Origin of the sequence: Shewanella vaxholmensis, from assembly GCF_031932135.1 — a bacterium.
Taxonomy (GTDB): domain Bacteria; phylum Pseudomonadota; class Gammaproteobacteria; order Enterobacterales; family Shewanellaceae; genus Shewanella; species Shewanella hafniensis.
Window position 1 is genome coordinate 1 of sequence record NZ_JAUOEV010000015.1, and the last position, 13,564, is coordinate 13,564.

General features: G+C 47.4%; 9 protein-coding genes. 6 read left to right on the plus strand and 3 right to left on the minus strand.

Annotated features, from left to right (window positions below; genetic code table 11):
- The first annotated feature begins 214 nt into the window (after window positions 1–214).
- Window positions 215–1,489 (plus strand): CinA family nicotinamide mononucleotide deamidase-related protein, encoded by a 1,275-nt coding sequence (locus tag Q4Q46_RS13465; RefSeq protein WP_311906209.1) that lies wholly within the window; start codon window positions 215–217, stop codon window positions 1,487–1,489.
- 90 nt (window positions 1,490–1,579) lie between these two features.
- Here Q4Q46_RS13465 and Q4Q46_RS13470 read toward each other — a convergent pair whose 3' ends face one another.
- The gene (locus tag Q4Q46_RS13470) at window positions 1,580–2,125 is read right to left on the minus strand and encodes a YceB family lipoprotein (protein ID WP_263140922.1); all 546 of its coding nucleotides are present in this window, start codon (window positions 2,123–2,125) and stop codon (window positions 1,580–1,582) included.
- Window positions 2,125–4,794: a phosphoenolpyruvate carboxylase gene (gene ppc, locus Q4Q46_RS13475; RefSeq protein ID WP_311906210.1), complete on the minus strand. Its 2,670-nt coding sequence runs from the start codon at window positions 4,792–4,794 to the stop codon at window positions 2,125–2,127. The genes Q4Q46_RS13470 and ppc overlap by 1 nt, the downstream gene beginning before the upstream one ends.
- A gap of 624 nt (window positions 4,795–5,418) precedes the next feature.
- Between ppc and argC the strand changes: the two genes are divergently transcribed.
- The 5 genes from argC (at window position 5,419) to argH (ending at window position 10,907) form a co-directional block, all read left to right on the plus strand.
- A complete protein-coding gene (gene argC / locus Q4Q46_RS13480; protein WP_259544947.1) occupies window positions 5,419–6,399 on the plus strand; it encodes an N-acetyl-gamma-glutamyl-phosphate reductase in 981 nt (326 codons plus the stop codon).
- A gap of 31 nt (window positions 6,400–6,430) precedes the next feature.
- On the plus strand, window positions 6,431–7,213 hold the full coding sequence (argB, locus tag Q4Q46_RS13485) for an acetylglutamate kinase (protein ID WP_011848138.1): 783 nt from the start codon (window positions 6,431–6,433) through the stop codon (window positions 7,211–7,213).
- A gap of 12 nt (window positions 7,214–7,225) precedes the next feature.
- The gene (locus tag Q4Q46_RS13490) at window positions 7,226–8,131 is read left to right on the plus strand and encodes an ornithine carbamoyltransferase (RefSeq protein WP_311906211.1); all 906 of its coding nucleotides are present in this window, start codon (window positions 7,226–7,228) and stop codon (window positions 8,129–8,131) included.
- A gap of 60 nt (window positions 8,132–8,191) precedes the next feature.
- Window positions 8,192–9,430, plus strand: a complete 1,239-nt coding sequence (locus Q4Q46_RS13495; RefSeq protein ID WP_006083550.1) for an argininosuccinate synthase — start codon at window positions 8,192–8,194, stop codon at window positions 9,428–9,430.
- A 109-nt stretch (window positions 9,431–9,539) separates the two neighbouring features.
- Window positions 9,540–10,907 carry an argininosuccinate lyase gene (gene argH, locus Q4Q46_RS13500; RefSeq protein WP_011848137.1) on the plus strand — a complete coding sequence of 456 codons (1,368 nt, stop codon included), beginning with the start codon at window positions 9,540–9,542 and terminating at the stop codon, window positions 10,905–10,907.
- 100 nt (window positions 10,908–11,007) lie between these two features.
- Here the strand turns inward: argH and Q4Q46_RS13505 are convergent, their stop codons facing one another.
- Window positions 11,008–13,542, minus strand: coding sequence for a penicillin-binding protein 1A (locus Q4Q46_RS13505; protein WP_311906212.1), 2,535 nt, complete (start codon window positions 13,540–13,542; stop codon window positions 11,008–11,010).
- Window positions 13,543–13,564: the final 22 nt, after the last annotated feature.

The window sequence follows — 13,564 nt, forward strand, 5'->3', positions numbered from 1 at the left end:
ATAAATTTCTCTCCTATTTTCTTTCCAAAACTCCCTCTTTCACGCTCCACGACATTAATAATCCATGCCGTTTGGATTTTATTTCAGCCGTTATTCTGACAATGCTCCGATTTCGCTACAGTGATCTGAGTTCTAGATCGATCCTCGCTATTGCTATTAGTTAAGCGGTTACTTACCTTATGTTTTAATTTATTGGGGTAGATAAGGATCTGAGATGAAGTTAGAGATGATTTGCACTGGGGAAGAGGTGTTGGCGGGACAGATTGTTGATACCAACGCCGCTTGGTTTGCCAGTACTATGATGGATCATGGTGTCGAGATCCAGCGTCGAGTAACCGTCGGCGATCGCCTCGAGGATCTGATTGCGGTTTTCCAAGAACGTAGCTTACATGCCGATGTGATTCTCGTTAATGGTGGTCTCGGGCCGACGAGTGATGATATGTCTGCTTTAGCGATGGCGAAGGCGAAGGGCGAACCATTGGTTGAGAATGCGGAGTGGCGTGAGCGTTTAGAGGAGTGGTTTACCCGTAATAACCGTGAAATGCCTTTAAGTAATCTCAAGCAAGCTATGCTGCCAGCGTCAGCTGTGATGATTGATAACCCAGTGGGAACCGCTTGTGGTTTTAGAGTTAAACTTAATCGCGCTTGGTTATTCTTTACGCCTGGTGTGCCTTTTGAGCTTAAGCACATGGTTACAGAGCAGTTTGTTCCCTTTATTCGCGAAGAGTTTAACCTTGATGCTAAGGTTGCCTTAAAGAAACTATTGACCATAGGCCAAGGTGAGTCCGCTTTGGCAGATAAGTTAGAACCGCTAGAGCTGCCAGAAGGCATTACTATTGGTTACCGCTCTTCCATGCCGCATATTGAGATTAAGATTTTCGCCCGTGGCGAGAAGGCGATTGCGGTATTACCTCGCGTCGCTGGGCACATCAAAATGGTGCTGGGTACTGCGGTTGTGGCGGAAGATAAAGCCACCCTTGCCGAAGAAATTCATTATAAGCTGCTTAACTCAGGCTTGACCTTAAGCGTTGCCGAGTCTTGCACTGGCGGCATGATCACCAGTCAGTTAGTTGATTTCCCAGGCAGTTCATCTTACTTACAGCACGGATTAGTGACTTACAGTAATGAATCTAAAGTTCGCGTGTTAGGTGTAAATCCTTCAACCTTAGATGATCATGGTGCTGTCTCCATTGCGACTGTGGAAGAAATGGCTAAGGGGGCAAGGCAAATTTTAGACAGTGATTATGCGCTGGCAACCAGTGGAATTGCGGGGCCCGATGGTGGCACAGATGAGAAACCTGTGGGCACTGTGGCGATCGCTTTAGCAACTCGCGGCGGTGTTTATAGTCAGATGATTAAACTACCGAGACGTTCACGGGATCTGGTACGCAGTTTAAGTGCTGCTGTAGCTTACGATATGCTAAGACGTGAGCTTTTAGCTGAAGCAGTGATCGTCGATTATCAGTCGATAGGGCGATTCAGTAAGTAACTCTTATACTGGTATATATCCGTTTATGCCCGCCAACAAAATGCTCCCGAGGGAGCATTTTAACTTCTACAGAGATACAAAAATGGCAGATTATTTAGTGAACTTAAGCACTAATTTACCTGGGGCAACTTGAATGCTTTCGGTCATTTTTGCCATCAGTGCTTGGTTACTGTCCTTGGTATCCAGCACATACACAGGCTGGTTTTCTAAGAATTGCCTTAGATAACCCATCACCTGCGGTGTGGCACTGCTAATCGCTTTTTCAATATCCTTGGGCGTTGATTCCACTTTGACTAATTCGAGTTGGCGCAGATAGACACTGTGCGTTGCGCTGTCATACCAAGGCTTGGCCTCAAAAGTCGTCGTGAGTTTGGCGCTCAATGGAAAGATCGGATTCTTAATTGATACTTGAGTTGCGGCACTTACGCTCATAGTGTCAGGTTTTACACCTAGCTTGACACTGATGTCGTTAATGCGCACTTCAGCGCCAACTAATTGATTGCCTTGTTTAACCTCAAAGTGGATCTCTTTACTGAGGTACTGCTCCATTTCATGCTCGCTGATACTGTACTGCGAGACGCAGCCGCCAAGCAGTACAGTCAGTCCCAAGCAAATCGTGCGGGAAAGTTTTTTCATTAACCAGTGTTTCTCATACCCGCTGCTACACCTGCAATGGTCAGCATTAGTGCTAACTGTACATGTTCAGACGCAGGAGTTTCGGTTGTTTCCTTACGTGTCCGCGCTAATAGCTCGGTTTGTAAGAAGTTTAATGGATCGATATACGGATTTCGCAGTTTAACTGATTCGCGATTCCACGGTGTATGCGCCATTAAACTATCCGATTTTGTCAGCTCAAGCACGACTTTAATGCCCAGATCTAAGCGTTGGCGCAAGGTTTCGCCTAAGTGATGCAAGTCCTTAGGTACTAAACAGGTTTCGTAGTAGCGGGCCAAATTAGGTTCCGCCTTGGCGTAGACCATTTCTAGCATTGAAATGCGAGTGCTGAAGAAGGGCCATTCCCGCTCCATATCTTGCAGTAAGCCCATCTCACCACGTTCACTGGCGGCTTGTAGTGCTTCACCTGCGCCGAGCCATGCGGGTAACATCAAACGGTTTTGCGACCAAGCAAAAATCCATGGAATGGCTCGCAGACTTTCGATCCCACCATCGACACGACGTTTGGCTGGACGGCTGCCGAGTGGTAGTTTTCCTAATTCCACTTCTGGCGTTGCCGCGCGGAAATAAGCCACAAAATCAGGTTCATCACGCACTATGCCACGGTAAGCACCCACTGATTCTTCAGCGATACGTTGCATGCAATTGCGCCATTCTTGCTTCGGCTCTGGCGGTGGTAATAGGGTTGCTTCCAATACGGCCGAGGTATACAGGGCCAAGCTTTGAACCGCGAGTTTTGGCAAGCCAAACTTGAAGCGGATCATTTCGCCCTGCTCAGTCACACGAATGCGGCCATCTACCGAACCAGGTGGTTGCGATAGGATTGCTTTGTGTGCAGGACCACCCCCGCGACCAATGCTGCCACCACGGCCATGGAATAGCGTAAGCTTGACGCCTGCTTGTTTACAGACCGCCACTAACTGCTCTTGAGCGTGATACTGAGCCCAAGCCGCCGCCATGACACCAGCATCTTTGGCAGAGTCAGAGTAGCCAATCATGACCTCTTGCATGCCTTTGGTATAGCCACGATACCAGTCGATATCGAGCAAATCGGTAATACAGGCCGCGGCGTTGTTTAAGTCACTTAAGGTTTCAAATAGCGGTACCACACGCATTGGGTGCGAACAGCCCGTTTCTTTGAGTAACAGTAAAACCGTTAAGACATCCGATGGTTTACCTGCCATCGAAATCACATATGATCCGAGTGCTTTTGCCGGATGTTTAGCAATCAAACGACAGGTATTAAGCACTTCGGCCACATCGGCCGAGGGTTGCCAGTTACTTGGGATCAGTGGACGACGGTTGCTGAGTTCACGTAATAAGAAGGCTTGCTTCTCGGTTTCATCCCAATGATTGAAATCACCCATGCCGAGATAGCGAGTTAACTCGGCGAGCACATCGCTGTGACGGCTGGCATCTTGGCGAATGTCGAGCCTGAGCATATGAATGCCAAAGCAGGCGAGACGGCGGAGAATGTCGAGCAATAAACCGTTGGCAATTAAGCGCATACCGCAGTCGGTTAAACTCTTATAGAGCATTTCTAGCGGCGCTTTGAGATCACTTTCTTGCCAAATCAGACTCGACTTATCGACTTCAGGATTGTGGCCTTCGATACGTGCATTCAAATAATCTATGGTATCGCGCAGTCTTTGACGAATGGAGCGCAACACGTGGCGGTAAGGTTCGCAGCTGTTATTGGTATAAGCCTTTAACTCATCATTGGCTTCTTCCATCGACAGTTCACCGACCAGCAGCACGATATCTTTTAAGAATAATCTGGCGGCAGCATGGCGGTTACGATCGAGCACCTCTTGGGTGACTTTTGCGGTAACAAACGGGTTGCCGTCGCGATCGCCGCCCATCCAGCTTGAAAAGCGCACTGGCGCTATATCAATCGGTAATTGCTGCCCTGTGCGTTGCTGCACTCGATCGTTAAGCTGTCTTAAGAAGTCAGGCACCGCATGCCAGAGTGACTCTTCAATGGTGGATAATCCCCAGCGAGCCTCATCTACTGGAGTTGGGCGCTCGCGGCGGATCTCATTGGTGTGCCATATTTGTGCGATTAATTGGCGTAGGCGCAGATTGATCTGTTGACGTTCTCTATCTGACAGTTGGTCGTTTTCTTGCTCTGTTAAGCAGTCGACAATGGCGGCGTATTTTTGGATCAGGGTACGACGGGAAATTTCAGTGGGGTGCGCTGTTAGCACCAGATCGATATCCAGTGTTTTTAGACAGTCGAGCATTTTAGCTTGGTCGACACGACCATTGAGCATGCGGCCTAGGAGTTGTTCCACTGGGTCTGGTACGCAGACAAGTTCGTCGCAATTACGACTGATAGTATGAAATTGCTCGGATAAGTTAGCTAAGTTAAGAAATTGGTTAAAAGCTTTTGCAAAAGGGACTAATTCTTCGTCTGGCAAAGCTGTCAGTAACTCGAGCATTTGCTCTCTGGCGGCTTGATCGCCCCGGCGTGAATCTTTAGCAAGCTTACGGATCTGTTCTACCTTCTCAAGAAAAGAGTCCCCAAGATGGGTACGCATAGTATCGCCAAGGATTTGGCCTAACATACTCACGTTCGATCTTAATGACGCATACATATCGGTCATATTGTCTGCCTTGGTTACAACCATAGTTACTCCGAATAGAAAAACATGAAAATCCTGCCGTACATTTAGCCCGTTAGCACAATACCTATCACTTGGGGCAATGGTCAACAGAAGAACTTATAACTTATACGACTGGCTTATCTAATATGCAACTAATCGCAATGATCGTTGAGGAATATTCAATATAAATGCGAAGCTACGCAATATTTTGTGATGATTAGCGTAAGTGAATATGAAGTGCATCATTTTAGGCTTTGCAGGCATGTATCTTAGCTGTTAATAAAAAGGACTGATTTTGGCGGAAATTAACCCTAGATAACTGAGTTATTAACGAGTTAGCTGAACGGATGATAGGCGGGCGAGATCTGCATTTCAGTAAGAAATATAAAAATAAATTAAAAATATATATTCACATATATTGCATAAGTAGATCTTTGTGGTAGTCTAGCCTGCAGTTGAGATGAGTCACCCCCTGTGACCTGTAGAGTAAATATCATGATTCAGAGCATTAACCTGACAGTGAATAAAATAACAACCAATTACGATTTCCTGCGACGATAATCTTGTCATCATAGATATGCGCAGTTGCGTGTACGCTATTCATCTATTCTTTAAGTTTCTTTGATTCGGTTAATAAGACAACAACACATGAAAAATATCGCCATTATTGGTGCCAGTGGTTACACAGGCGCACAACTGACCGCTTTAATCCATGCAGAAGCAGATCTGACGATTCAGGGTTTGTATGTTTCTGAAAACAGTTTAGATAAAGGTAAGCCTTTAGCGGATTTGTACCCTAGCTATAGCCATATCGCATTAACGCTGTCGCCATTGTCCGAAGACGCTAAGGCAAAAATCGTTGCCGAAGCCGATGCTGTGGTATTAGCGACTGAGCATTCAGTGAGCTTACATTTAGCCGCTTGGTTTTATAGCCAAGGGTTAGCGGTATTCGATTTAAGCGGTGCTTATCGTTTTAGCGATGTGGCGCAATATCCTAAGTGGTATGGCTTTGAGCATGAATATCCTGAAGTTTTAGCCAAAGCCGTGTACGGACTTGCCGAATGGAATGCTAAAGAAATCGCTGCGACTAAGATGATCGCCGTGCCAGGTTGTTATCCAACCGCATCACTTACAGCGTTAAAACCGCTGGCGAGTTTACTGACATCAGCTTATCCGGTGATCAATGCCGTGAGCGGCGTAACGGGTGCGGGTCGCAAAGCGCAGTTACACACCAGTTTTTGTGAAGTGAGCCTGACACCTTACGGCGTATTAGGCCACAGACATCAACCCGAGATCGCCACTCAGCTTGGTCAAGAAGTGATATTTACCCCGCACCTTGGCAACTTTAAGCGTGGCATTTTAGCGACTATTACCGTGCAGCTAAAACCAGGCACTACAACTGCCGATGTCGCTGCGGCCTATAGCGTGTATGACCAGGCGCCATTGGTAACCGTGAAGCACAATCAGTTCCCGAAAGTGGACGATGTGGTGCTGACACCTAACTGCCACTTAGGTTGGAAGTTTGATGAGAATAGCGGTTACTTAGTGGTAGCCAGTGCAATCGATAATTTGATGAAAGGTGCTGCCAGCCAAGCGCTGCAATGCATAAAGATTCATTTTAACCTTTAATTGTTCATCCTTATTTAAGAGAGTCGTCAAGATGTCTACAAACAACTCAGTATTAGTTCTTAAAGTGGGCGGCGCGCTGCTGCAGTGTGAAATGGGGATGGCGCGGTTAATGGATACGGCTGCGGCTATGTTAGCCAATGGTCAGCAAGTGTTGATGGTGCATGGCGGCGGCTGTTTAGTGGATGAACAGTTAGCGGCAAACGGCATGGAAACCGTCAAGTTAGAAGGTTTACGTGTGACTCCGCCTGAGCAAATGCCGATTATTGCCGGCGCACTTGCAGGTACTTCGAACAAGATCCTCCAAGGCGCAGCGACTAAAGCTGGGATTGTGAGTGTGGGCATGAGCCTCGCCGATGGCAATACTGTATCGGCAAAGATTAAAGATGAACGTTTAGGCCTAGTGGGTGAAGTGACACCAAAAGATGGCGCTTATCTTAAGTTTATCCTCGCCCAAGGTTGGATGCCGATTTGTAGCTCTATCGCCATGATGGACGATGGCCAAATGCTCAACGTCAATGCTGACCAAGCTGCGACGGCCTTAGCCAAATTAGTAGGCGGCAAGTTAGTGCTGCTGTCGGATGTGTCTGGTGTACTCGATGGTAAAGGCCAGCTCATTCACAGTTTAAATGGCAAGCAGATAGCAGACCTGGTTAAACAAGGTGTGATCGAAAAGGGAATGAAGGTCAAAGTTGAAGCTGCGCTCGAAGTCGCACAGTGGATGGGGCAGGCGGTTCAAGTTGCCTCGTGGCGTGATGCAAGCCAATTAATCGCATTAGCAAAAGGTGAAGCCGTAGGAACACAAATCCAACCATAAGTGGAGTAGGTTATGAAGCATTTACTATCGATAAAAGAGTTAACCCAGCAGCAGTTACTCGATCTGATTGCCTTAGCAAAAACGATCAAAGCTAATCCGGCTGAGTACCGCCACGCGCTGGATGGCAAGAGTGTGGTGATGTTGTTTGAAAAGCCCTCGCTCAGAACACGGGTTAGCTTTGATATTGGTATTAATAAACTTGGTGGCCACTGTTTATACCTAGACCAACAAAATGGTGCGCTAGGTCAACGGGAATCGGTTGCTGACTTTGCTGCTAACCTGTCTTGCTGGGCCGATGCGATTGTGGCGAGAACTTATTCGCACACCACCATTGAGCAATTAGCCGAGTTCGGCACAGTGCCCGTGATTAATGCCTTGTCGGATCTTTATCATCCTTGCCAAGCATTAGCTGACTTTTTAACACTGGCCGAGCAGTTTGAGGATGTCAGCAAAGCCAAATTAGCTTATGTTGGTGATGGTAATAATGTCACTAACTCGCTGATGTACTGTGCGGCTATTCTCGGTGCTACCATGACAGTGATCTGCCCAGCGGGTCACTTTCCTGATGGCTACGTAGTGGCAGAAGTGCAAGAGCTTGCTAAGCGATATGGCGGTAAGCTGGTACTGACTTCAGATATCGATGCGATTGAAGGTCACGATGCGATTTATACCGATACTTGGATTTCAATGGGCGATCCAACGCCGCTGGCGGATATCAAAGCGAAGTTTGCGCCATACCAAGTAAACAAAGCCTTGATGGCGAAAGCGGGCGCTAACTTCTTTATGCATTGTTTGCCCGCCCACCGTGGTGTAGAAGTAACAGATGAAGTGATGGACGGTGCAGGCTCCTTAATTCTGCAACAAGCCGAAAATCGGATGCATGCCCAAAATGCGGTACTGGTAACCTTATTTAGTTAAATTAACCCTGTTTAGCAGCCTGTTTTCTCCTCGGTGAGAAACGAGTCATAGGAATTTAAGATGTCTATCGAGATAAAAAATACTGGTGTGAAAAAAGTGGTTTTAGCCTATTCAGGTGGTCTAGATACCTCGGCCATTATTCCTTGGTTAAAAGAAAACTACGATAACTGCGAAATCATCGCATTCTGCGCCGACGTTGGCCAAGGCGAAGAAGAGCTGGTTGGCTTGACTGAAAAAGCCTTAGCTTCGGGTGCGTCTGAGTGTCATATCGTCGACCTGAAAGAAGAATTCGTTAAAGAATATATCTACCCAACGATTGCGAGCGGTGCGATTTACGAAGGCACTTATTTACTCGGTACGTCAATGGCGCGTCCTATCATTGCCAAAGCACAGGTTGAAGTGGCCCGTAAAGTGGGCGCCGATGCTTTATGCCACGGTTGTACCGGTAAAGGGAACGATCAAGTACGTTTCGAAGGTTGTTTCGCTGCATTAGCGCCTGATTTAAAAGTGATTGCACCATGGCGTGAATGGACCATGCAGAGCCGTGAAGATCTACTGGCCTATTTAGCCGAACGTGACATTAAGACGTCAGCGTCAGCGACTAAAATCTATAGCCGTGATGCCAATGCTTTCCATATTTCCCATGAAGGTGGTGAGTTAGAAGATCCATGGAACGAGCCAAGCAAAGGCGTGTGGACTCTGACAGCCGATCCTGAAGATGCACCGAACAAGCCTGAATATGTGTCGCTAGAAGTGGAACATGGTCGTATCACTAAAGTGAATGGTGAAGCCCTAACGCCTTATGCTGCACTGATGACATTAAACGCGATTGCTGCGCCACACGGTGTGGGTCGTATCGACATCACTGAAAACCGTTTAGTCGGCATGAAGTCTCGTGGCTGTTACGAAACACCGGGCGGCACTGTGATGTTCGCTGCGCTGCGTGCGATTGAAGAGCTTGTACTCGACAAAACTAGCCGTAACTGGCGTGAGCAAGTTGCCGCACAAATGGCGCATTTAGTGTATGACGGCCGTTGGTTCACGCCACTGTGCAAGTCACTGTTGGCAGCATCTGAGTCACTGGCAGAATCAGTTAACGGTGAAGTCGTGGTTAAACTCTACAAAGGTCAAGCGACGGCAGTGAAGAAACGTTCACCTAACAGCTTGTACTCCGAAGCGTTTGCCACCTTCGGTGAAGATCAAGTGTACGATCAAAAACATGCAGAAGGCTTTATCCGCCTGTACTCATTAGCGAGCCGCATCCGCGCACTCAACGCTAATGACGTTAAGTCTAAGTAATAGGTCGTTTAAAAGGGCGCCTAGCGCCCTTTTTTGTTTCTAGGTTTTGATCAAGTTTTTTGATTCAGATGAGTCGATTTCAAATCAGCAGTGAGTAAGGAGAGTTAGCATGGCTTTATGGGGTGGAAGATTTCAGGGCGAAACGAGCGCGCTATTCAAATTATTCAACGATTCGCTACCCGTGGATTATCGCCTGTTCGAACAGGATGTGGTCGGCTCTATCGCTTGGGCTGATGCGATTGCTAGCGTGGGTATTATCACAGCCACTGAATGCAGCGACTTGAAAAAAGCACTCAATGATTTGCTAGTGGAAGTGAATGGCGATCCAGCGATTATTCTCGCGTCGGGCGCTGAAGATATTCACAGTTTCGTCGAGTCGGCCTTGATTGCCAAAGTGGGCGATCTCGGTAAGAAATTGCACACCGGCCGGAGCCGTAACGATCAAGTTGCCACCGATTTAAAGCTTTGGTGTCAATCCGAAGGGGCTGCACTACTGGCGCGCCTTCAAAGCTTACATGCTGAATTGCTGGCGTTGGCTGAACGTGAATTTGATGCGGTAATGCCAGGTTACACTCACTTGCAGCGCGCTCAACCTGTGACATTTGGCCATTGGTGTTTAGCTTATGTGGAAATGTATGAGCGGGATATCAGCCGTTTAGCCGATGCGTTAACCCGCGCTAATACCTGTCCATTAGGTTCAGGCGCCCTTGCTGGCACAGCCTATAAAATGGATCGGCATGCACTGGCTGCTGCGCTTAATTTTGCCTCGCCGACACTCAATAGTTTAGACAGTGTGTCAGATAGAGATCACGTGGTAGAACTGTGTTCAACGGCATCGATCAGCATGATGCATTTAAGCCGTATGGCTGAAGATTTGATTTTCTTTAACTCGGGCGAAGCCAACTTTATCTCTCTGAGTGATGAAGTCACCTCGGGTTCATCCTTGATGCCACAGAAGAAAAATCCTGATGCATTAGAGCTTATCCGTGGTAAAACGGGTCGGGTTTATGGCAGTTTAGTGGGCATTCTCACCACCATGAAAGCGCTGCCTTTGGCATACAACAAAGATATGCAGGAAGATAAAGAAGGCCTGTTTGACGTAGTTGATAGCTGGGCAATTTGCCTCGATATGGCGGCGTTAGTGTTATCGGGTCTGAAAGTTAATCGTCCTAATGCGCTGTTAGCTGCGCAGCAAGGTTATGCCAACTCTACTGAGTTAGCTGATTATCTAGTTTCTAAGGGTATGCCTTTCCGTGAGGCGCACCACGTTGTGGGTGAAGTGGTGGTTGCCGCGATAGCGAAGCAAATTCCGCTGGAGGAATTCTCCTTGGCCGAGTTAAAAACCTTTGCCGCTATTATTGAAGATGACGTTTATCCTAACCTCACCATTGAAGCCTGTTTAGCGAAACGCGATGTGCTTGGTGGTACAGCTCTGCCGCAAATTCAGCAGGCGATCGCGGCTAAGAAAGCCCGCTAAGGCAAGTTGTTCAAATCAACAAGCTAATAAAAAACGCGACTTTAAGTCGCGTTTTTTATTAGGTCATTATCCGTATGGGCAATGACTTTCTATGCGTTGTTTATTGGAATAAGTCGTCAGTTGGCGCATCGATGAAGATGTTATTTTCATCCTGAGTTTCGCTGATGTATTCCTTCGGCTCAGTGCCCGAGATGAAGTATTCGAATGCGCTGGTATAGTCGGTTTTACGAGTGAGTTTACCCGTCGCTAAATCGATTCGTACCGAGACAATACCTTCTGGTGGAATCGATGTGGTTTCAGGTGTGCCTTGTAAGACACTGTTCATAAACTCGTTCCAACCCGGACCTGCCGTTTTCGCGCCAGCTTCGGCGCCGGTTATCTGATCTTTCTCTGCGCTGGCATTCCATGCTGTTCTACCCAGTTGTCGACCGTGATCGTCGAAACCGACCCAGAACGTACTGGTGAGCACAGGGCTAAATCCACTGAACCACGTATCGCGAGATTCGTTGGTTGTACCTGTTTTACCCGCAATATCATGGCGTTTAATCAATCTTGCAGCACGCCAAGCCGTACCTTGCCAGCCAGTGCCGTGACTCCAATCACCGCCACCCCAGATCACGCTCTTTAACGCCTCGGTGATGAGGAATGCAGTTTGCTCTGAAATGATCTGTGGTGCAAAGCGACCCGTTTGCTCGAAACACTGGGCAACAGGTGTACTCGGTTCAGCACTAGAGTCTCCACTAACACTGAACGCCATAGGATCGCTCGGTGTAACTGGTTGGCTAAGACTTTGGCTAGGCTTACAGGCCAATGTTGGATTCGCTTTTTCAATCACATTACCGTAGGCATCTTCGACGCGATCGATATAGAAAGGTTCGAGTAAGAAACCGCCGTTAGCAAACACGTTAAATGCCGTGACTACTTGTAATGGCGTTACTGAAGACGAACCTAATGCAATCGACTCGTTACGCGGTAAGTCATTAGGGTCGAAACCAAATTTAATCAATTCTGCAATGGTGGCATCGAGTCCGACATGGCGCATTGCACGCACAGACATCACGTTGATTGATTGCGCTAAGCCCACACGTAAACGGGTTGGGCCGCCATAGATATCAGGCGAGTTTTTAGGGCGCCATGCGGTGCCTTGGCTGATATCGGGTTTATTGATCGGTGCATTGTTGATGAGGGTCGCTAAGGTAAAGCCTTTCTCTAATGCGCCAGCATAGATGAAAGGTTTGATGTTCGAACCTAATTGGCGTTTTGCTTGAGTGACACGGTTGTATTGGCTTTGGCTAAAGCTATATCCGCCGACTAAAGAACGAATCGCACCATTTTGTGGGTCGAGTGACACAGTCGCGCTGGCAACTTCTGGTACTTGCGATAACTGCAAATATTGGCCGTTATCACGGATCCAAATACGCTCACCAACCTTGAGTATGTCAGAAGCTGACTTAGGTACACTGCCTTGACGTTTATCGGTAATAAATTTACGCGCCCACTTCAAACCATCCCAAGTAATGACTTTAGTCTCGCCCTTGGCGGTCATGACGCTGGCTTGTTGATCTGCAACGCTGATGACGGCTGCGGGTTGCAGTTCTTGAATCGAAGCCACCTTGGACAGTTCAGCCTTGATTTGGGCTTGATCTGGTTTTTCGTCTGTCCACAGTACGGCGGCAGGACCACGGTAGCCATGACGCTCATCATAGGCATAAACGTTATTACGTAATGCTTGCTGAGCTTTCAGTTGTATATCCGATGAAATGGTCGTGTAGACGTTGTAGCCATTGGTATAGGCTTCTTCTTCGCCGTACTTTTGCACCATATAATCCCGAGCCATTTCAGAAATATACGGGGCATAGAGATCAATTTCGGCGCCGTGGTATTTAGCGACCAGCGGTTCTTGTAGTGCGGCTTGGTATTCAGCTTGGCTGATGTAACCCACTTCATTCATCCGCATGAGGACGACATTACGGCGAGCGATGGCACGAGAAGGTGAGGTCACAGGGTTGAGTGTCGAAGGCGCTTTGGGTAAGCCTGCGATCATACTCATTTCTGAGAGTGTAAGGTCTTTAACATCTTTACCGAAATAAACTTGTGCAGCGGCACCAACACCATAGGCGCGTTGGCCTAAGTAAATGCGGTTCACATAGAGTTCTAAAATCTCGTCTTTGGTGAGTAATTCTTCAATGTGATAGGAGATAAAAATCTCCTTCACTTTACGAATAATGGTTTTATCGCGGGTTAAGAAGAAGTTACGCGCAACCTGCATGGTAATGGTACTGGCACCTTGCTTTTTCTCACCTGTGGTCAACATCACTAATGCGGCGCGAAGTACACCTACAGGATCTATACCACCATGCTCGTAAAAACGCGCATCTTCAGTTGCGATAAACGCTTGAAGTAGGGGTTTTGGCACTTCGTCTAACTTCAATGGAATGCGACGCTTCTCACCAAATTGTGAAATAAGTTTGCCGTCACTGCTGTAGATGCGTAAAGGTGTTTGAAGTTGCACATTTTTTAGTGTTGAAACATCCGGCAAATCCGGCAAAACATAAAAGTATGCTGCCACAATGGCGCCTACTCCCAAAAGGGCTAGACTGAATAGTGCTATAACAATACGTTTTAACCACTTCACCAAAATTTATCCTAATGTTCCG

Excerpts from the sequence above, each read along its gene's own strand:
- Q4Q46_RS13490 (WP_311906211.1), top strand. The coding sequence starts at position 7,226 with ATGAAGCATTTACTATCGATAAAAGAGTTAACCCAGCAGCAGTTACTC.
- Q4Q46_RS13465 (WP_311906209.1), top strand. The coding sequence starts at position 215 with ATGAAGTTAGAGATGATTTGCACTGGGGAAGAGGTGTTGGCGGGACAG.
- ppc (WP_311906210.1), bottom strand. The coding sequence starts at position 4,794 with ATGGTTGTAACCAAGGCAGACAATATGACCGATATGTATGCGTCATTA.
- argC (WP_259544947.1), top strand. The coding sequence starts at position 5,419 with ATGAAAAATATCGCCATTATTGGTGCCAGTGGTTACACAGGCGCACAA.
- argB (WP_011848138.1), top strand. The coding sequence starts at position 6,431 with ATGTCTACAAACAACTCAGTATTAGTTCTTAAAGTGGGCGGCGCGCTG.
- Q4Q46_RS13495 (WP_006083550.1), top strand. The coding sequence starts at position 8,192 with ATGTCTATCGAGATAAAAAATACTGGTGTGAAAAAAGTGGTTTTAGCC.
- argH (WP_011848137.1), top strand. The coding sequence starts at position 9,540 with ATGGCTTTATGGGGTGGAAGATTTCAGGGCGAAACGAGCGCGCTATTC.
- Q4Q46_RS13470 (WP_263140922.1), bottom strand. The coding sequence starts at position 2,125 with ATGAAAAAACTTTCCCGCACGATTTGCTTGGGACTGACTGTACTGCTT.